We start from the raw sequence: 17285 nt of genomic DNA, 5'->3' as shown, positions 1-17285 counted from the left end.
CACTTGTGGTCGGAGCACGGCGTCAATGGGCTATCGCCCGTCCCAAACCGCCGCGAAGCAACCTTTGAGGACCCGCTTCGATCATGCCGGCCAAAAACGGGTGTCTGCTGGCCGATCTGCCCCGCTTGCCACTTCTGCCATTGCACAAGCCACATCAGAACAATAGATGGTGCGGAGCGGCCGCCCCTTATGTCAGGCGGAAAAACAGGACTATGCGCATGACCGATACGTTGGACTCAGCGAAATTGACCGACCGGGTGGCGGCCCTGGTCGAGGCTGCCAAACGGGCCGGCGCCGACGCCGCCGACGCGGTTGCGGTGCGCGGCCGTTCGACCGGCGTGTCGGTGCGGCTTGGCAAGGTCGAGGGCACCGAGGCGTCCGAGAGCGAGGATGTCTCGCTGCGCGTCTTCGTCGGCAAGCGGGTGGCGAGCGTCTCGGCAACCGCTGCCTCCGACCCGAAATCGCTGGCCGAGCGCGCCGTGGCGATGGCGAAAGTCTCGCCGGAAGATCCCTATCAGGGCCTCGCCGATCCGGCCTTGCTGGTCAAGAAGCCGCGCGACCTCGATCTGTTCGATCCGACGGAAGTCTCGGCCGACCGGTTGAAGGAAGCGGCGCTGGCCGCGGAAGCGGCGGCCCTTGCCGTCAAGGACGTTACCAATTCGGCCGGCAGCGGCGCCAGCGCCGGGCTTGGCGGGCTGGTGCTCGCCACCTCGCACGGCTTTGTCGGCCACTATGTCGCCTCGCGCTTTTCGCGCTCGACCAGCGTCATCGCCGGCGAGGGCACCGGCATGGAGCGCGATTATGAATTCTCCTCGCGCCAGCATTTCTCCGATCTCGACGCACCCGAAGACATCGGCCGCAAGGCCGGCGAACGCGCGGCGCGGCGCATCGGCGCGCGCAAGGCGGCGACCGGGCCGGTCGATGTGGTGTTCGACCCGCGCGTCGCCCGCGGCATCGCCGGCCATCTCGCCGGCGCCATCAATGGCGCCTCCGTCGCGCGCAAGACCAGCTTTCTGCGCGACATGATGGGCAAGCAGGTGGCGGCGGCCGCGATCACCGTCACCGACCAGCCGCTCCGGCTCCGTGGCCAGGCGTCGCGTCCGTTCGACGGCGAAGGCATCGAGGGCGAAAAGCTGCGCATGGTTGAGAAGGGCGTTTTGAACCACTGGTTCCTGTCGACCTCAGTCGCGCGGGAATTGGGGCTGACCACCAACGGGCGCGGCTCGCGCAACGGCTCCTCGGTCTCGCCGTCATCGACCAATCTTGCCATCGAGCCGGGCGAGCGGACGCCCGAGGACCTCATCAAGTCGCTCAAATCAGGTTTTTACGTCACCGAGGTGTTCGGCCAGGGCGTCGACATGGTGACTGGCGAGTACAGCCGCGGCGCTTCCGGCTTCTGGATCGAGAATGGCGAGCTCGCCTATCCGGTTGCGGAAGTGACCATTGCCTCGAACCTGAAGACGATGTTCCTCAACATGGTTCCGGCGAGCGATCTCGATCGCAATTTCGGCACCGCCGCACCAACGCTGCTGATCGAAGGCATGACCCTTGCCGGAGCTTGACCAGGTCGCCTCCGCCGCCGGGGCTCGTGAGGATCTGCCGCTGCTGCGCGACGCTGCCCGCGAGGCGGGCGCCATCGCCATGCGCTATTTCGGCAACAATCCGCAAGTGTGGATGAAGGGCGGCACCTCACCGGTGAGCGAGGCCGATCACGCCGCCGACGCCTATCTGCGCCAAACCTTGCTTGCAGCGCGGCCGGACTATGGCTGGCTGTCGGAGGAGACGGCCGACGATCCGGCAAGGCTTGCCGCCCGCCGCACCTTCGTCGTCGATCCGATCGACGGCACGCGCGGCTTCCTCGAAGGCCTGCGCTCCTGGTGCGTCAGCGTCGCGGTGGTCGAGGACGGCCGCACGCTTGCCGGCGTGCTCGAATGTCCTGCCACCGAGGAGACCTATTGGGCGCTGCCAGGTGAGGGGGCGTTCCTGAATGGCCGTCGCATTGCGGTGCGCCGCCCGGCAGCGATGGTCGAAATTGGCGGGCCGAAGCCATTGATCGCCCTGATGCCGGCGCAATGGCAGGGGCGGCTGAGCCGCGTGCCCTATATTCCCTCGCTCGCCTATCGGCTGGCGATGGTCGCCAATGGCAGGCTCGACGCGACCTTCGTCAAACCCAGCGCACATGACTGGGACATCGCCGCGGCGGATCTCATTCTGCGCGAGGCCGGCGGCGCATTGCTCGACCAGAAGGGCCGCGCACCGCGCTATGCCGGCGAAGTCATCCAGCACGGCGCGCTGGTTGCCGGCAGCGGCGAACTGCTCGCCGTCCTCTCCGCCGTCGTCGCAGGGCTGGACGGCTGAACGTATCATCAATGGTTCCAAAGTCGGCGGCTTTGGTCTAGACCTGTCACAAACTCACGATATGTGAAGGACCGACATGACCGCGGAAGACGGAAAGAAGCAGCTTTTGCACCTGGTGTTCGGCGGCGAACTGAAGACGCTTGGCGGAACAGAATTCCGTGATCTCGAGACGCTCGATATCGTCGGCATCTATCCGGATTATCAATCCGCGCAAACGGCGTGGAAAGCCAAGGCCCAAGCCAGCGTGGACAATGCCCACATGCGTTATTTCGTCGTTCACCTGCACCGGTTGCTCGACCCCGAAAACAAGCCTGCCGGTTGACATGGATGGATCATGAAGGCGTGAAAGGGCCGGCCACGAGGTCCGCGGCAAGGCGGCGTCGCCGTGGCACCCCGAAGACATTCTGGCGCAAGATACGCGAACCGCTGGCGCAATCGCGATTCGTCAAGAACGCCATCGCCAGCCTGTTTGCGCAGTTCGTTCGCCTCGTCCGTCTGACCAATCGTGCTGTCGACGGATCGGCGCAGATGTCGGGCGGCGCCTACTCGCAGTTCGAACCCGCCATCGTCGCGTTGTGGCACGGCCAGCATCTTCTGACTCCGGCCTACTATCCCAAGGGACGGCCAGTAGTCGCCATGGTATCGCGTAGCGCCGACGCTGAGCTCAATGCTCTGATGATCGAGAAATTCGGGATCGAGGCGGTGCGCGGCTCGGGCGGACGCGAAGGCGCGAAGCGTCGCGACAAGGGCGGCGCCAAAGCGCTGATCGCCCTGAAAAAGTCACTCGCCGCCGGCAAGAACGTCGCCATGATCGCTGACATTCCGCATGGCACGCCGCGCGACGCTGGGCTTGGCATCGTTCTCCTGGCGCGGCTTTCGGGCCGGCCGATCCTGCCCGCCGCCATCGCCACCAGCCGCCGCAAGGTGCTGGAGCGCAGCTGGGACAAGACCACGATCAATCTGCCGTTCGGCCGCTACTCGATCGTGCTCGGAGCGCCGGTGTTCGTTCCTGCCACTGCGGACGAGGCTGAAATGGAACGCAAGCGCCAGGAGGTCACGGCCGCGCTTAACGCCGCGACCGCCGAGGCCTACCGCCTCGTGGATGGCTCGAAATGAGCGAGCGCTGGGCGCGCACTTTCCTGACGGCGTATCGTTTCGCAGGCGCTGCCGCCTATCCCCTGGTCGGGCCCTATGTCGCCTGGCGCACCTCCAGGGGCAAGGAGGACCGGATTCGCCGGCGCGAGCGCTATGGCATCGCCGGGCGCGAACGCCCCGAGGGGCCGGTGATCTGGATCCATGCGGCGAGCGTCGGCGAGACGATCGCCGTCGTGCCGCTGGTTGAGAGCATCCTCGACTACGGCGTCAACATCGTGCTGACGACGGGGACCGTCACCTCCGCTCAGGTTGCCGAGGAACGGCTCGGCGACCGCATCATCCACCAATACGTGCCGCTCGACCTCAAGCCGGCGGTCAGCCGCTTCCTCGACCATTGGCGGCCGGATCTGGCGATCATCGCCGAATCGGAGATCTGGCCGATGACCATCCTCGAGCTCGGCGCACGCCGCGTGCCGCAGGTGCTGGTCAATGGCAGGCTGTCGGACCGTTCGTACAAATCCTGGAAGAAGCGCGCCAACATCGCCGAGGCGCTGTTCGAGAATCTCGCCCATGTTGTCGCCCAGTCGGATGTCGACGGCGAGCGCTTCCTCTCGCTCGGCGCCCGGCCGGTCACCGTATCCGGCAATCTCAAGGTCGACACCACGCCGCCGCCGGCCGATGAAAGGGCGCTGTACACGTTGAAGCGCCAGATCGGCGCCCGCCCGACCTGGGCGGCGATCTCGACCCATGACGGCGAGGAGGTGGTCGCCGCCGAGGTTCACGCGATGCTGCACAAGCGGCACCACGGTCTTTTGACGATCATCGTGCCGCGCCATCCCGATCGCGCCGAAGCGCTTGCCGCGCAGATTTCCGGCATGGGCCTGAAACTCGCTCGGCGCAGCAAGGGCGACCGGATCATCGCCGATACGGACATTCTGCTCGGCGACACGATGGGCGAGATGGGGCTTTATCTCCGGCTGACAGAGATCGCCTTCGTTGGCCGTTCGCTCACCTCGGAGGGTGGCCAGAACCCGCTGGAGCCGGCCATGCTCGACACGGCGGTGCTGGCCGGCCGCAACGTCCAGAATTTTCGCGAGACCTATCAGCGCCTGCTCGACAGCGGCGGCGCCAAGCTGGTGCGCGACCGCGACATGCTGGCCGGCGCCGTCAATTTCCTGTTGACCAACGAGGTGGCTCGCCACGAGATGATGGCCGCCGGTGCGGCGACTGTCGAAGAGATGCGCGGCGCGCTGGCGCTCACCTTGAAGTCGCTCGAACCCTACATTCAGCCTTTGGTCGTCAAATCGCGCCTCAAGGGCGCCAACGGCCGTTAAGATGGCCAGCGAAGCGCCCCCCTTCTGGTGGGAAGAACCGGACTGGCGGGCGCTGGCGCTGGCGCCGCTGTCGGCTGTCTATGCGCTGGTTGCCGGCCGCCGCATGCGCTCAGCGGCGCGCGAGAAGATCGAGGCCCCGGTGCTTTGCGTCGGCAACTTCACCGTCGGCGGCACCGGCAAGACGCCGGTGGCGATCGCACTGGCCCGGCAAGCCAGGCGCATGCAGCTCAATCCAGGTTTCCTGTCGCGCGGCCATGGCGGCTCCTTCGCGCGGCCGCATGTCGTCGATCCGCATCATGACGCCGCCAAGCATGTCGGCGATGAGCCGCTGCTTTTGGCTAAGCACGCGCCGGTCGCAGTGACGCCGAACCGTGCCGCCGGCGCACGCCTCCTGCTGGAAAAGCATGGCTGTGATTTCCTGATCATGGATGACGGTTTCCAGAGCGCGCGCATCCACATCGACTATGCGCTGGTCGTCGTCGACGCACGCTACGGCGTCGGCAACGGCCGCGTCATTCCCGGCGGTCCGCTCAGGGCTGGCATCGTCGACCAACTGGTTTTCACCAGCGCGCTGCTGAAGATGGGCGAGGGCCTTGCTGCCGATGCCGTCGTTCGCCAGGCGGCGCGCGCAGGCCGGCCGATCTTCGAGGCGCATACGCGGCCAACCGGCAAGGCGGGGCTGGCCGGCAAGCGATATCTGGCCTTTGCCGGCATCGGCCATCCCGACAAATTCTTCGACACGGTCCGTCAGGCCGGCGGCGAGGTTGCGCTGGCCCGGTCGTTTCCTGACCATCATTTCTATGGCAAGGACGAACTGGCCGAACTGGCAACGACAGCGCGAGGTGCCGGACTTGGCCTCATCACCACCGCCAAGGACGCCGCCCGGCTGCGCCACGATGCCGCGTCGGCCGATTTCCTCGGACAGCTCGATGTGCTGGAGATCGACACCGTGTTCGATCCCGACCACGTGCCCGAACGCATCATCGACGAGACGCTGGATGCCTGGCGGCAGCGCAAGCTGCAGGGCTGATCTTGGAGCATTGCGTCGTTGGTAGAGCTGTTTGACGCTGGCGGGACAGCGCCCCCCTCTGTCCTGCCGGACATCTCCCCCACAAGGAGGGAGATCGGCCGTCACCCCGGCTTTCGCCAATCACCAACGTCGCAGGATGAGCATGGCGCTAAAGCTGCCGATCTCCCCCCAAGTGGGGGAGATGCCCGGCAGGGCAGAGGGGGGGCGCGAAGGATCGCTACTGAACGGCTTTGATGGCGCCGCCCTAACGTCGGCTGCGCAGTTCGGGATGTGCCTCGATCTCGCGGCGCAGCGAGGCCGCGGCACTCACATAGGGCTCCTGCCTGGCGACGCTCCAGTATTTGAGCTCATCGAGCGGGATGCTTTCGCCGGTGACCGCACAGCGCACGAAGGCGCCGGGGCTGGTCACCTGGAAGTCGCCGTCCAGGTAGCGGATACGGGCTTCCTTGCCGCCGGGGCCTTCAAAGCGATTCATCATGACATGGAGCCAAGGTTCATGACGATGTCATCGCCACAAAATGCCGGCAAGGTCAAGCTCCGAGCGAGGCAAGATTGGCTTCAGTCGGCTTCGTTTCGGACGGCAACCAGCCGAGCAGGCCGGCAAAGTGGATGCCCCGCATCCTACTGCTCGGCTGCGATGAAATCCTCGATCTTTTCCGCCGCCAGTCCGGCTTGGGCCGCGATGCGCCGGGCAAGCTCGGCTGCGGCGGCGCGCGGGCGCCCGATTGGCCGGTCGAGCCAGTAGGATATCGGGCTGAGGACGACGCGCTCGTCGGCGGCGATGATACGGCCTGACTTCAGTTGATCCTCGGTCATCGGCGGCCGCGCCAGCGCGATGCCGAGACCATGGGCGGCGGCGCCGAGCACCAGATTGTAGTCCTCGAAACGGCGGTCCTGCGGACGCGGGCGGTAATCGATGTCCTGTGCGGCAAACCAGGCACGCCAGGCCGAGGCGTCGGAATCGTTGATCAGCGGGAATTTGAGCAGCCGGGCAGGGTCGCCTCGGCCGATCTCGCGGGCGAGGTCCGGCGAGGCGACCGGAAACACATGTTCCTCGAACAGCTGCACCGAGACGCGGCCGGGGATGCGGCCGCGGCCGCAGCGGATCGACAGATCGATGCCCTCGTCGGCAAGGTCCGCCTGGCGGATATCGACGTCGAGCACGATGCGCAGCCTGGATGGATTGTTTTCCAGCGCCGCCATGCGCGGCATCAGCCACAGCCCGCTGACCGAGGGAATCGAGGTCAGCCGCACCACGGCGGTGCCGCGCGGCTCGATCCAGCGGTCCGAATTGCTAGATATCAGCGCGAAGGCCTCAGTGGTGCGCAGATGCAGGCGGTTGCCTTCGATCGTCAGCGAGACTCCTCGCGCGCCGCGATCGAACACTTTCAGCCCGAGCCAGTCCTCCAGCTTGGCGATCTGCCGGCTGACGGCGCCATGGGTGAGATTGAGCTTTTCGGCAGCGGCCGAAAAGCTGCCCGTCCGTGCCGCGGCGTCGAAGGCGCGCAGGGTTTCGAGCGGCAGCATCGCGTCTGAGCTGTGATCCATAGTCACAGCTGACCCTCGATTTGGTCGTTTGTCAACCGATCGGGAAAGGCGCTTTGTATGTTGAGAGCATGAAACGCGGGAATAATGAAATGAACGCTTGTACCGGCACGTTGAATACGACACTGCGGATCGACACCACGGCGGCCGTTGCGGTGGCGTTGACAGTGGTCGGCTGGGCCTCGGCCTTTCCGGCGATCCGTGCCGGCCTCGTCGCTTTCGGGCCGCTGGAACTTGGCGCGCTGCGCTTCGCCATCGCGGCGGTGCCGGCGGCGATCTTCCTCGCCGTCAAGCGGCCGGCGCTGCCCCGGCTCGATGAATTATGGCGCTTTGCCTTCGGCGGCGCCGTCTTCGTTGCGCTGTACACGGTAATGCTCAATTTCGGCGAGCTGACCGTTTCGGCGGGTGCCGCCGGCTTCATCATCAATGTCAGCCCGATCTTCACCGCGATCATGGCGATGGCGCTGCTTGGCGAACGCTTCTCGGGCCTGGCCTGGGCCGGCACATTGCTGTCCTTCGCCGGCATCGGCATCATCGCCCTGGGCGAGGGGCAAGGGTTGCATTTCAACAATGGCGCGCTGCTGGTCCTCGGCTCGGCACTGTGCTCGGCGGTCAACACCATCGTGCAAAAGCCGCTGTTTGCCAGCCATCATCCGCTGACCATTTCGGCCTCGAACATGCTGCTCGGCGCGCTCTGCCTGCTGCCCTTCCTGCCGAACGGCCTGGCGCAGGCGGCAGTTGCCGATACCGCCGGTCTCGGCGCCGTCGTCTTTCTCGGCATCGTGCCAAGCCTCATCGCCTACGCCGCCTGGGCGACAGCACTTTCCCGGCTGCCGGCGGCGCGCGCCTCGAACTTCCTTTATCTGGTTTCGCCGGTGGCGACGCTGATCGGCTTCTTCTGGCTGGGCGAGGTGCCGACGCTGCTCGGCATCATCGGTGGCGCGCTGGCGCTCGGCGGCGTCATCGTGGTGAATTTGAAGCGGTGAATCAGAGGGTTGGGGCTGTCTGTTGACTCGAAAAGAGCCGCTATGCAGCAGCTCTTTTCGGACCCCCACCCCGCTGCTTTGCAGCGACCCTGCCCACAAGGTGGGAGGGTAAGTTCCTTGCGAGGCGTCCACGGCTGGGCTCCCTACCTCCCCCTTGTGGGGAGGTCGGACCAAAGGTCCGGGTGGGGGCTGCGCCCTCCGAGCCCTTCACCGCCGCCCGAACAGTCTCTCAATGTCGGCGAGCCTGAGCTCGATATAGGTCGGGCGGCCGTGGTTGCAGGTGCCGGACCCGGGCGTCGCCTCCATCTGGCGCAGCAGCGCGTTCATCTCTTCCGGCTTGAGCAGGCGGCCGGAACGCACCGAGCCGTGGCAGGCCATGGTCGCGGCTATCCTGTCCAGCCGCTCTTTCAGAGTGTCGACGGTGTCGTTGTCGGCGATCTCGTCGGCAAGGTCGCGCACCAGCTGCTGGACATTGGTCTCGCCGAGCATCGACGGCGTCTCGCGCACCGCGACCGCACCCGGGCCGAAGCGTTCGACGGCGAGGCCGAAGCGGGCCAGTGTTTCGGAATGCAAGGCGAGCCGCTCTGCATCCTCTTCCGGCAGATCGACGATCTCGGGCAAAAGCAGCATCTGCGACGGCACGGCGCGCGCATGCAATGCGTTCTTCAGTGCCTCGTAGACCAGCCGCTCATGCGCCGCATGCTGGTCGACAATAACAAGCGAATCCCTGGTCTGCGCGACGATATAGTTCTCGTGCACCTGCGCGCGTGCGGCACCCAGCGCCATGCCGAGCAGCGTCTCCGCCGCTTCGTCTTGTCCGGCGCGCGCGTCGGCGCTGTGAAGCGAACCGGCATCGAACGCCGGCTGATCGTTTTCGCCGAAGCCGCCATTTGCAGATCCTGCATCCAGCGGCCGTTGCGGCGAGCGGGCCGGATCGAAACCGGCGAAGCCGGAGGCCCGGTAGGCCGCTTCGTAGCTGCGATGGCCGTTGGCCGGTCCTGGATGCGCATAGGATGCTGCGCCTGGCCGGAATGCCGCCATCATGCCGGCCGCCCCTGATGTGGCGGCACGGATGCCGGCAGTGGCCAGCGCCTCGCGAATGGCGCCGACGATCAGCCCGCGCACCAGCCCCGGATCGCGGAAGCGGACGTCGGCCTTGGCCGGGTGGACATTGACGTCGACGATGGCCGGATCGAGCGTCAGGAACAGCACCGTCACCGCATGGCGGTCGCGCGGCAGCACGTCGGAGAAGGCGCCGCGGATGGCGCCGGCAATCAGCTTGTCGCGCACCGGCCGGCCGTTGACATAGGCATATTGCTGCAGCGCGTTGGCGCGGCTGAACGACGGGATCGACACGTGGCCGGCAAGATGCACACCGTCGCGCATGGCGTCGATGGCGATCGCGTTGGCCGGAAAGTCGGCGCCCATCACTTGCGCGACGCGGCGCAGCCGGCCTTCCGGGCTGTCGTCGGTCGCCGGCAGTTCCAGCGTTGAGCGGTCGGAGCCGGCCAGCGTGAAGCGCACGGCCGGGAAAGCGATCGCGATACGCTTGATCACGTCGCTGGTCGCCGAGCTTTCGGCGCGCTCGCCCTTCATGAATTTCAGCCGCGCCGGCGTGGCGAAGAACAGGTCGCGCACCTCGACCGTGGTGCCGCGATTGGCGGCCGCCGGCTTGACGGCGGACACGCGGCCGCCCTCGATGCCGATCTCGGCGGCGCTGTCGCCGTTGGCGGTGCGCGAGCGGATCGACAGCCGCGCCACCGAGCCGATCGACGGCAGCGCTTCGCCGCGAAAGCCGAGCGAGCGGATGTCGTGAATGTCATCGGCGAGCTTCGAGGTGCAATGGCGTCCGATCGCCAGCGGCAGTTCCTGTTCAGGAATGCCCGAGCCGTCGTCGGTGACGCGGATCAGGTTCAGCCCACCGCCGGCGGTGACGATCTCTATTCTCCCAGCGCCGGCATCGAGTGCGTTCTCGACCAGTTCCTTGACCACGCTTGCCGGACGCTCGATGACTTCGCCGGCGGCGATCTGGTTGATCATCGTTTCGGAAAGCTGGCGAATGGGCATGGGGGTACTATACGCGGATTCGAGGGCGGTTGGAGGGCTGAAATGTATTGACCTCTAGCAAGGGCAGCCAACTATAACCGCTGCGCTCCGTCCCACCCCCCTCTGGCCTGCCACGATGTAGAGATAGGAGTATTGTTGAAGTGAATGGGCTTGCTCCCCAATTGACTTAATGGAAATGGTCGGGTGAAGGCCAAAATCAAATTGCCGTTGGAGGAGACATTTGGACGAAATCCTGGATTACTTAATGACAAAATTCGGTCGATGGATACAGCGTCGAAAGGGTAGAATTGCCAAAATAGCGTGGTTCACAATCTGGACGGTTATTTCGATATCGCTAACGGTTTTTATGATTTATCTCCTGTATATACGAAATCTGACCATATAGCTTTTCTATCGTCGGGCCGTTCTCAAGGAAATCCACGCAGCCGACCGCTCGTGCATTTCACGTCATCAGCCTGGGCAGTGCCGCTGCCAGCGCGTCGACGGCAAGGCGGACCTTCAGCGGCAAGTGAGGCGTCTGCAGCCAGAGCGCATAGGCGTCGTAAAGAAATCCCGGCTGTTCCGGCAACAGCACGACAAGTGCGCCGGCCTGAATGCGCTCACGCACCAGCCAGTATGGCAGCCAGGCGAGCCCCATGCCGGCTGCCGCAGCATCGGCGATCGCAGCGAGGTCGTCGAGCCGCAGCCGGCTGACCGGCATGACCTCCAGCGCACGCTGGCCATCACGCGGAAACAGCCACGGTTGAACGACACGGCCCGAACGGCGGTAGATGATGGTCTGGTGGCTGCCGAGATCCTCTACCCGCCGTGGCTGCCCGTGCATCTCGAGATAGGATGGCGACGTGCAGACGACCATGCGCTGGCGCGCGACGCGACGCGCCATCACGCCGGCCTGATCCTCCAGATTGCCGGTCCGGATGGCAAGATCGCAGCCATCCTCTGCAAGATCGGCGATGGGATCGCTGAAAGACAGGTCGAGTTCCAGAGCGGGATATCGCTGCGCAAGCTCCAGCAGGATCGGGGCAACGCAGCGCCGGCCGAAGTGTACGGGCATGATGACGCGCAGCTTTCCGCGTGGTTCGGAAAGTTGATCGGCCGCCAGTGCATCCGCAGCTTCGGCTTCAGCGAGTACCATCCGGCAGCGCTCATAGTAGGCGCGCCCGAAGTCGGTCAGGCTCTGGCGGCGTGTGGTCCGGTTGATGAGGCGCACGCCCAGACGCTCCTCGAGAAACCGGACATGCTTGCCGACCATCGGTCCGGACAGATCGAGAGCGGCAGCAGTCGCCGCGAACGAGCCAAGATCGACGGTTTTGACGAACACGGCCATGCTCGTAAGGCGATCCATATTCAAAACTTCCAGTTTCTACTGTCTTGCCCAAGCAAGCATTTATCTGCCGGATGGCCGATGGCATAGCGTATTCGGTTCAAATATTTTGGAGTTATGGCCGCATTTCATGAGCATGGTGGTCCCGAGGTTCTGCGCATCGAGAATCTCGATATTCCCGCGCTCGGTCGGGGCGAGATTCAGATCCGGGTCAAGGCATTGGGTCTCAACCGGGCCGAGGCGCTGCTGCGTTCGGGCACTTATATCCAGACGCCGCCGTTGCCTTCCGGTCTTGGCCTTGAGGCAGCGGGTGTCGTCGAAGCGGTCGGCGAAGCCGTGCACGGTTTTGCGCCAGGTGACGCCGTCAGCGTCGTGCCGCCATTATCGATGGCCCGCTGGCCCGCCTATGGTGAGATTGCTATATATCCCGCCCATCTCGTGGCCAAGCACCCGCCATCGCTTACCTGGGAAGAGGCGGCAGCCGTCTGGATGCAATATCTCACCGCCTATGGCGCACTGATCGACATTGCCAAGCTCAGCAGAGACGACTTCGTCGTCATTACCGCGGCATCGAGCAGTGTCGGACTTGCCGCGATACAGATTGCCAACATCGTTGGTGCGACCGCGATCGCGGTGACGCGGACATCTGCCAAGCGCGAGGCCCTGCTCAAGTTCGGGGCGGCCCATGTCGTCGCTTCAGCGGACGAAGATCTGGAAGCCCGGCTGAAGGAAATCGCCAGTCCGGACAACATCCGAGTGGTTTTCGACGCAGTCGGTGGCCCGATTTTCGAACCTCTGACGGCGGCGATGGCACGGGGTGGCATTCTCATCGAATATGGCGGCTTGAGCCCCGAGCCGACGCCGTTCCCGCTGTTCGCTGTGCTGGCCAAGACGCTGACGCTGCGCGGCTATCTCGTCCACGAGATCACTGGCGATCCGGTGAAGTTGGAAGCTGCCAAGGCGTTCATCCTCGACGGATTGATATCAGGTTCGCTAAAGCCGGCAATCGCCAAAACCTTTCCTTTCGAGCAGATCGTCGAAGCGCATCGCTTTCTCGAGTCGAACGAGCAATTCGGCAAGATCGTCGTGACGGTTGATTGAGCATTAATGGGAGCCTCACGCCTGCGCCGCCAGCCAGTCCCGCACCTTGCGGGCATTGTCGCTGAGCTCGCGGGTTCTCGACCAGATGACATGAAAGCCCTTGCCGGTCGTCATCGTGTGGCCGGTCGCACGCACCAGCAGTCCCGACGCCAGCAGGCGCTCGGCGAGGTGGCCCCAGCCGAGTGCGATGCCTTGGCCTTCCATGACCGCCTGGATCACCAGCGCATAATCGTTGATGCGCAAGCCGCGCCCGGCATCGGTGATGGTGACCCCGGCCGAGGCGAACCACTCGTCCCAGCTCGCGGCTTCGCGAAACGGCTCTTCGAGATGGATGAGCCGGTGCGATGGCAGATCCTCGACGCTCTCTGGCAGTCCGAACCGCGCCACATAGCTCGCGCCGGCAACCGGGAATATTTCCTCATCGGCGAGCGGCAGCGAATGATAGTCCGGCCATTCCCGGGGTTCGCCGCCGCGAACGCCGAGCGGGATGTCTTCGGCGATGATGTCGAGATCGCGGTCGGCGGTCTGGATGCGCAGGTCGATACCCGGCAGTTCGTCGCGGAACTGCTGCAGGCGTGGCATCATCCAGAACGAGGCGAAAGCGGTCGAGGCAGCGAGCGTCACATGGCCGCCGGTCGCCTGTAGGCGCAGATCCTCCGCCGACTTGCGGATGTGCGACAGGCCGAGCGAGACGTCGGCGTGGAAACGCTCGCCGGCTTCGGTAAGGCTGACCTGACGATGGCGGCGCTGGAAGAGTTTCGCGCCGAGCCGCTCTTCAAGCCCGCGGATAGCATAGGACACGGCAGCCTGCGTCATGCCGAGCTCCCGCCCGGCGGCGGTAAAGCTCGACAGCCGGCCGGCGGCCTCGAAAACGATCAGGCTGCCGGCCGAGGGCAGCAGATGGCGCAAGCTTCGCATAAGCTGAGCTTATACAAGTGATCAGGATTTTCCAGCGTCACAGCCATATTTCCTCTCGCTAGGCTGGTCGTCATTGGGAGGATAGAGTTGCCATGAACGCACCGGCCGCCGAAGTCACCGAACACGCCAACCGCCGAGGGGGCGGCCGCCTGGGCCGCAAGGCGCTGCGGGGAACTCCGATGGCGTCGTTTCCGACGCTGGTTCGCAACATACCCGCATACCAAATGGTCCCGGACGAGGCTGTCGAGCTGATCCACCAGGAGTCGCTGTCGATCCTCGAAGAGGTTGGCTGCGAGTTCCGCGACGACGAGGCCATAGCCCTGTGGCAGGCCGCCGGAGCCGATGTCTCTGAGACGCGCGTCCGCATTGACCGCGCGCTCTTGATGGAGCTGGTCTCGAAAGTCCCGCCGGAGTTCACGCTCAATGCGCGCAACCCCGAGCGCTCGGTCCGCGTCGGCGGCAAGAATTCCATCTTCGTGCCGATGTATGGCGCGCCTTACGTACGCGACCTCGACAACGTCAGGCGCTATGGCACGCTCGCCGACCTTCAGAATTTTCATAAGCTCGCTTACATGGCGCCGGCGCTGCATTCGTCGAGCTCGATCATCTGCGAGCCGATGGAAATTGCGGTGCCGAAGCGTCACCTCCACATCATCCATTCGGCGCTGAAGCATTCCGACAAGCCGTTCATGGGCATCGTGACATCCAGGGAACGCGCCGAAGACACGATGGCGATGGCGGGCATCGTGTTCGGCGAGGATTTTGTCCGCGACAACCCGGTGTTGGTCGCGATCACCAATTGCAACTCGCCACTGGTATGGGACGCCACCATGCTGGACGCGATGAAGGTCTATGCACGTCACAACCAGCCGTTGATCCTGGCGCCGTTCGCGCTGTGCGGCGCCTCGACTTCGGCCTCGGCGGTGGGAGCGGTCGCGCAGGTCAATGCCGAAGCGCTGGCGGGCGTCGCCTTCACGCAGCTGCTGCGTCCGGGTTCACCGCAGATCTACGGACAATTCATGGTCACGGTCGACATGAAGACCGGCGCGCCGATGGGTGGCACGCCCGAGGCCGCCCAGATGATGTATTTGATGGGAGCACTGGCGCGGAAATACCGGCTGCCATGGCGCACGTCGGGCTTCCATGTCGGGTCGAAACTCAACGACGCCCAGGCTGGCTACGAGGCGAACATGCTGATGCATGCCGCCATCCTTGCCGGCGCCAACTACATCTGGCACGCCGCCGGATGGCTCGAGGCCGGCCTGACCTGCGGCTATTCAAAATTCGCGACGGACTGCGAACAGCTTGTCGGCTGGTACAAATATGCCGGCGGCCTGCCGTTCGACGATTTCAAGGAAGCGATGGCGGCGATCCGCGAGGTCGGGCCGCAGGGCCATTTTCTCGGCACCCAGCACACGCTCGAGCATTTCCAGTCCGCCTTCTTCATGCCCAGCATCATGGACTTCAATTCCTACGAACAGTGGAAGGCTGAAGGGGCAAAGGACCACGACACGCGCGGCCGCGAGAAAGCGCGCAACATGCTCGCCGATTATGAGGAGCCGACGCTCGATGACGGCATCGCCGATGGTCTCAAAGATTTGATCGCGCTGCGCGAGGAGAAGCTGCCGGACAGCGTTAGTTAATCCACGGGCGAAAGACCCAAAGGCAACCATAAGGGAGGAAATAATGGCACTCTTCAGAAACAACGGTGATCGTGTCCCCAGCGTTATCGAGGCGATGGCTGAAGAAGCCCGCTCAGGCCGGATGGACCGGCGCGAGTTTCTGGCGCTGGCAAGCGCGTTCGGGGCATCGACTGCCCTTGCCTACGCCATGATCGGTCTTGCGGTGCCGGGACGGGCTTTGGCCGAAGAGCCCAAGAAAGGCGGAACGCTGCGCGTATCGATGTCGGTAAAGGCGCAGAAGGATCCGCGTACTTACGACTGGGTCGAACTTGCAAACATTTCGCGCTGCTGGCTCGAGCCGCTTGTCCGCTACACCCGCGAATTCACTTTCGAGCCGGTCCTGCTCGAGAGCTGGGACGTCAACGACGACGCCACCGAATACGTGCTGCATCTGCGCAAGGGCGTCACCTGGAACAATGGCGACGCCTTCAACGCCGACGACGTGGTCTACAATCTGACGCGCTGGTGCGAGAAGGATGCCGCTGGCAATTCGATGGCCGCCCGCGTCGGTGCGCTGATCGACGTCAAAACCGGCAAGGCCAGGGACGGGGCGATCACCAAGGTCGACGACAACACGGTCAAGCTGACGCTGAACGAACCTGATATCTCGCTGATCCCGAACTTCACCGACTATCCAGCGCTCGTCGTCCACCGCAAATTCGATGCCGATGGCGCCGATCCGCTCGCCAAGCCGATCGGCACCGGGCCTTTCGAGCTTGTGTCTTATTCGGTCGGCCAGAACGCGGTCGTCAAGCGTCGCGAGAATGGCAAATGGTGGGGCGGTGAAGCGCCGCTCGACAGCGTCGAATTCATCGACTACGGCACCGACTTCAACGCCTCGGTGAATGCATTCGAATCCGAGGAAATCGATGTCAATTTCGAGACGCCCGCCGACTTCATCGACATCCTCGACCAGATGGATCTGGTGAAATCGGAGGTCGCGACGGCAACCACGCTCGTTGCCCGCACCAACATCACGCACAAGCCTTATGATGACCAGCGGGTACGCAACGCCCTGCAGATGGCCGTCGACAACAATGCGGTGCTCGAACTTGGCTACGCCGGGCGCGGCACCCCAGGTGAAAACCACCATGTCAGCCCGATTCATCCGGAATATTTTCCGCTGCCCAAGAAGACACGCGATGCGGCCGGCGCCAAGAAGCTGATGGCCGAGGCCGGACAGGCCGATTTCGAGCATGAACTGATCACCGTCGAGGACGATTGGCAAAAGAACACCGGCGACGCGATTGCCGGCCAGCTGCGTGATGCCGGGATCAAGGTGAAGCGCACGGTGCTGCCGGGTTCGACCTTCTGGAACGACTGGACGAAATACCCCTATTCCATGACCATCTGGTATATGCGCCCACTCGGCGTTCAGGTGTTGGCGCTCGGCTATCGCACCGGCGAGGCCTGGAATGAAACGGCGTATTCGAATCCTGATTTCGACGCCAAGCTCAAGCAGGCCCTCTCACTCATCGACGTGGAGAAGCGCCGCGAGGTCATGAAGGACGTCGAGCAGATCCTGCAGGATTCGGGCGTCATCATTCAGCCGTTCTGGCAGAAGCTGTACAGCCACATGAACAAGAAGGTGAAGAACTACGCGGTCCACCAGACTTTCGAGATGGATCTTCAGAACGTCTGGCTGGACGCCTGAGTAAGCTCCCAAGGCTGGCAATGACCCGCCGGCACCCGTTGCAGAAAACAGGTGCCTGCGGACCGCAACCATTGAAATCAGTGAGTGCGTCAAACATGGCCGACGACGAGATCGTCCTTTCCGAGCTTTCCGACGACGAACTCGTGCAGCAGATGCACGATGACCTTTATGACGGGCTGAAGGAAGAGATC

General features: G+C 64.2%; 15 protein-coding genes and 1 pseudogene. 11 read left to right on the top strand and 5 right to left on the bottom strand.

The annotated features are described in order from the left end of the window. Nucleotides 1–218 precede the first annotated feature (218 nt). The 6 genes from AC0L2V_RS26825 (at nucleotide 219) to lpxK (ending at nucleotide 5817) form a co-directional block, all read left to right on the top strand. Nucleotides 219–1562 (top strand): TldD/PmbA family protein, encoded by a 1344-nt coding sequence (locus AC0L2V_RS26825; protein ID WP_473521663.1) that lies wholly within the window; start codon nucleotides 219–221, stop codon nucleotides 1560–1562. After that, nucleotides 1549–2358 carry a 3'(2'),5'-bisphosphate nucleotidase CysQ gene (locus tag AC0L2V_RS26820; protein ID WP_473521662.1) on the top strand — a complete coding sequence of 270 codons (810 nt, stop codon included), beginning with the start codon at nucleotides 1549–1551 and terminating at the stop codon, nucleotides 2356–2358. The genes AC0L2V_RS26825 and AC0L2V_RS26820 overlap by 14 nt, the downstream gene beginning before the upstream one ends. A 76-nt stretch (nucleotides 2359–2434) precedes the next feature. Further along, on the top strand, nucleotides 2435–2680 hold the full coding sequence (locus AC0L2V_RS26815; protein WP_023802307.1) for a DUF4170 domain-containing protein: 246 nt from the start codon (nucleotides 2435–2437) through the stop codon (nucleotides 2678–2680). Between the two features lie 5 nt (nucleotides 2681–2685). Beyond that, nucleotides 2686–3474 (top strand): lysophospholipid acyltransferase family protein, encoded by a 789-nt coding sequence (locus AC0L2V_RS26810; protein WP_473521661.1) that lies wholly within the window; start codon nucleotides 2686–2688, stop codon nucleotides 3472–3474. After that, entirely contained in the window at nucleotides 3471–4787 is a 1317-nt protein-coding gene (gene waaA, locus AC0L2V_RS26805; protein WP_473521660.1) for a lipid IV(A) 3-deoxy-D-manno-octulosonic acid transferase, read from the top strand. Before AC0L2V_RS26810 ends, waaA begins: the two co-directional genes overlap by 4 nt. Nucleotide 4788: 1 nt before the next feature. Next, nucleotides 4789–5817, top strand: coding sequence for a tetraacyldisaccharide 4'-kinase (lpxK, locus tag AC0L2V_RS26800; protein ID WP_473521659.1), 1029 nt, complete (start codon nucleotides 4789–4791; stop codon nucleotides 5815–5817). 244 nt (nucleotides 5818–6061) lie between these two features. On the opposite strand, the gene AC0L2V_RS26795 is transcribed toward lpxK, so the two are convergent. Beyond that, nucleotides 6062–6295: a DUF2093 domain-containing protein gene (locus tag AC0L2V_RS26795; protein WP_027153867.1), complete on the bottom strand. Its 234-nt coding sequence runs from the start codon at nucleotides 6293–6295 to the stop codon at nucleotides 6062–6064. A gap of 143 nt (nucleotides 6296–6438) precedes the next feature. Then, on the bottom strand, nucleotides 6439–7365 hold the full coding sequence (locus AC0L2V_RS26790) for a LysR substrate-binding domain-containing protein (protein WP_128247848.1): 927 nt from the start codon (nucleotides 7363–7365) through the stop codon (nucleotides 6439–6441). 89 nt (nucleotides 7366–7454) lie between these two features. Between AC0L2V_RS26790 and AC0L2V_RS26785 the strand changes: the two genes are divergently transcribed. Further along, on the top strand, nucleotides 7455–8348 hold the full coding sequence (locus tag AC0L2V_RS26785) for a DMT family transporter (protein ID WP_473521658.1): 894 nt from the start codon (nucleotides 7455–7457) through the stop codon (nucleotides 8346–8348). 207 nt (nucleotides 8349–8555) lie between these two features. Here the strand turns inward: AC0L2V_RS26785 and mutL are convergent, their stop codons facing one another. Together mutL and AC0L2V_RS26775 are read right to left on the bottom strand one after the other, a co-directional pair. Beyond that, nucleotides 8556–10415: a DNA mismatch repair endonuclease MutL gene (gene mutL, locus AC0L2V_RS26780; RefSeq protein ID WP_473521657.1), complete on the bottom strand. Its 1860-nt coding sequence runs from the start codon at nucleotides 10413–10415 to the stop codon at nucleotides 8556–8558. Nucleotides 10416–10857: 442 nt separating this feature from the next. Further along, the gene (locus tag AC0L2V_RS26775; RefSeq protein WP_473521656.1) at nucleotides 10858–11760 is read right to left on the bottom strand and encodes a LysR family transcriptional regulator; all 903 of its coding nucleotides are present in this window, start codon (nucleotides 11758–11760) and stop codon (nucleotides 10858–10860) included. 96 nt (nucleotides 11761–11856) lie between these two features. Between AC0L2V_RS26775 and AC0L2V_RS26770 the strand changes: the two genes are divergently transcribed. After that, nucleotides 11857–12840 carry a zinc-dependent alcohol dehydrogenase family protein gene (locus tag AC0L2V_RS26770; RefSeq protein ID WP_473521655.1) on the top strand — a complete coding sequence of 328 codons (984 nt, stop codon included), beginning with the start codon at nucleotides 11857–11859 and terminating at the stop codon, nucleotides 12838–12840. A 15-nt stretch (nucleotides 12841–12855) separates the two neighbouring features. Here AC0L2V_RS26770 and AC0L2V_RS26765 read toward each other — a convergent pair whose 3' ends face one another. Then, nucleotides 12856–13758 (bottom strand): LysR substrate-binding domain-containing protein, encoded by a 903-nt coding sequence (locus tag AC0L2V_RS26765; protein WP_473521654.1) that lies wholly within the window; start codon nucleotides 13756–13758, stop codon nucleotides 12856–12858. 92 nt (nucleotides 13759–13850) lie between these two features. Here AC0L2V_RS26765 and AC0L2V_RS26760 point away from each other — a divergent pair, with 92 nt between their 5' ends. From AC0L2V_RS26760 to AC0L2V_RS26750, 3 genes and pseudogenes are all read left to right on the top strand, one after another. Continuing rightward, nucleotides 13851–15401 carry a trimethylamine methyltransferase family protein gene (locus AC0L2V_RS26760; protein WP_473521653.1) on the top strand — a complete coding sequence of 517 codons (1551 nt, stop codon included), beginning with the start codon at nucleotides 13851–13853 and terminating at the stop codon, nucleotides 15399–15401. A 43-nt stretch (nucleotides 15402–15444) separates the two neighbouring features. Beyond that, nucleotides 15445–17094, top strand: a complete 1650-nt coding sequence (locus AC0L2V_RS26755) for an ABC transporter substrate-binding protein (RefSeq protein ID WP_473521652.1) — start codon at nucleotides 15445–15447, stop codon at nucleotides 17092–17094. Nucleotides 17095–17189: 95 nt separating this feature from the next. Beyond that, nucleotides 17190–17285: pseudogene (locus tag AC0L2V_RS26750) on the top strand (cobalamin-binding protein); the annotation flags it as partial.

This window comes from Mesorhizobium sp. WSM4814 (assembly GCF_055811595.1).
The sequence above is the reverse complement of the archived record's forward strand: the minus strand, read 5'-3'. Positions and strand labels throughout refer to the sequence as shown.

Excerpts from the sequence above, each read along its gene's own strand:
- AC0L2V_RS26810 (WP_473521661.1), top strand. The coding sequence starts at position 2,686 with ATGGATCATGAAGGCGTGAAAGGGCCGGCCACGAGGTCCGCGGCAAGG.
- AC0L2V_RS26785 (WP_473521658.1), top strand. The coding sequence starts at position 7,455 with ATGAACGCTTGTACCGGCACGTTGAATACGACACTGCGGATCGACACC.
- lpxK (WP_473521659.1), top strand. The coding sequence starts at position 4,789 with ATGGCCAGCGAAGCGCCCCCCTTCTGGTGGGAAGAACCGGACTGGCGG.
- AC0L2V_RS26765 (WP_473521654.1), bottom strand. The coding sequence starts at position 13,758 with ATGCGAAGCTTGCGCCATCTGCTGCCCTCGGCCGGCAGCCTGATCGTT.
- AC0L2V_RS26755 (WP_473521652.1), top strand. The coding sequence starts at position 15,445 with ATGGCACTCTTCAGAAACAACGGTGATCGTGTCCCCAGCGTTATCGAG.
- mutL (WP_473521657.1), bottom strand. The coding sequence starts at position 10,415 with ATGCCCATTCGCCAGCTTTCCGAAACGATGATCAACCAGATCGCCGCC.
- AC0L2V_RS26825 (WP_473521663.1), top strand. The coding sequence starts at position 219 with ATGACCGATACGTTGGACTCAGCGAAATTGACCGACCGGGTGGCGGCC.
- AC0L2V_RS26795 (WP_027153867.1), bottom strand. The coding sequence starts at position 6,295 with ATGATGAATCGCTTTGAAGGCCCCGGCGGCAAGGAAGCCCGTATCCGC.
- AC0L2V_RS26790 (WP_128247848.1), bottom strand. The coding sequence starts at position 7,365 with ATGGATCACAGCTCAGACGCGATGCTGCCGCTCGAAACCCTGCGCGCC.
- AC0L2V_RS26815 (WP_023802307.1), top strand. The coding sequence starts at position 2,435 with ATGACCGCGGAAGACGGAAAGAAGCAGCTTTTGCACCTGGTGTTCGGC.
- AC0L2V_RS26775 (WP_473521656.1), bottom strand. The coding sequence starts at position 11,760 with ATGGATCGCCTTACGAGCATGGCCGTGTTCGTCAAAACCGTCGATCTT.
- AC0L2V_RS26770 (WP_473521655.1), top strand. The coding sequence starts at position 11,857 with ATGGCCGCATTTCATGAGCATGGTGGTCCCGAGGTTCTGCGCATCGAG.
- waaA (WP_473521660.1), top strand. The coding sequence starts at position 3,471 with ATGAGCGAGCGCTGGGCGCGCACTTTCCTGACGGCGTATCGTTTCGCA.
- AC0L2V_RS26760 (WP_473521653.1), top strand. The coding sequence starts at position 13,851 with ATGAACGCACCGGCCGCCGAAGTCACCGAACACGCCAACCGCCGAGGG.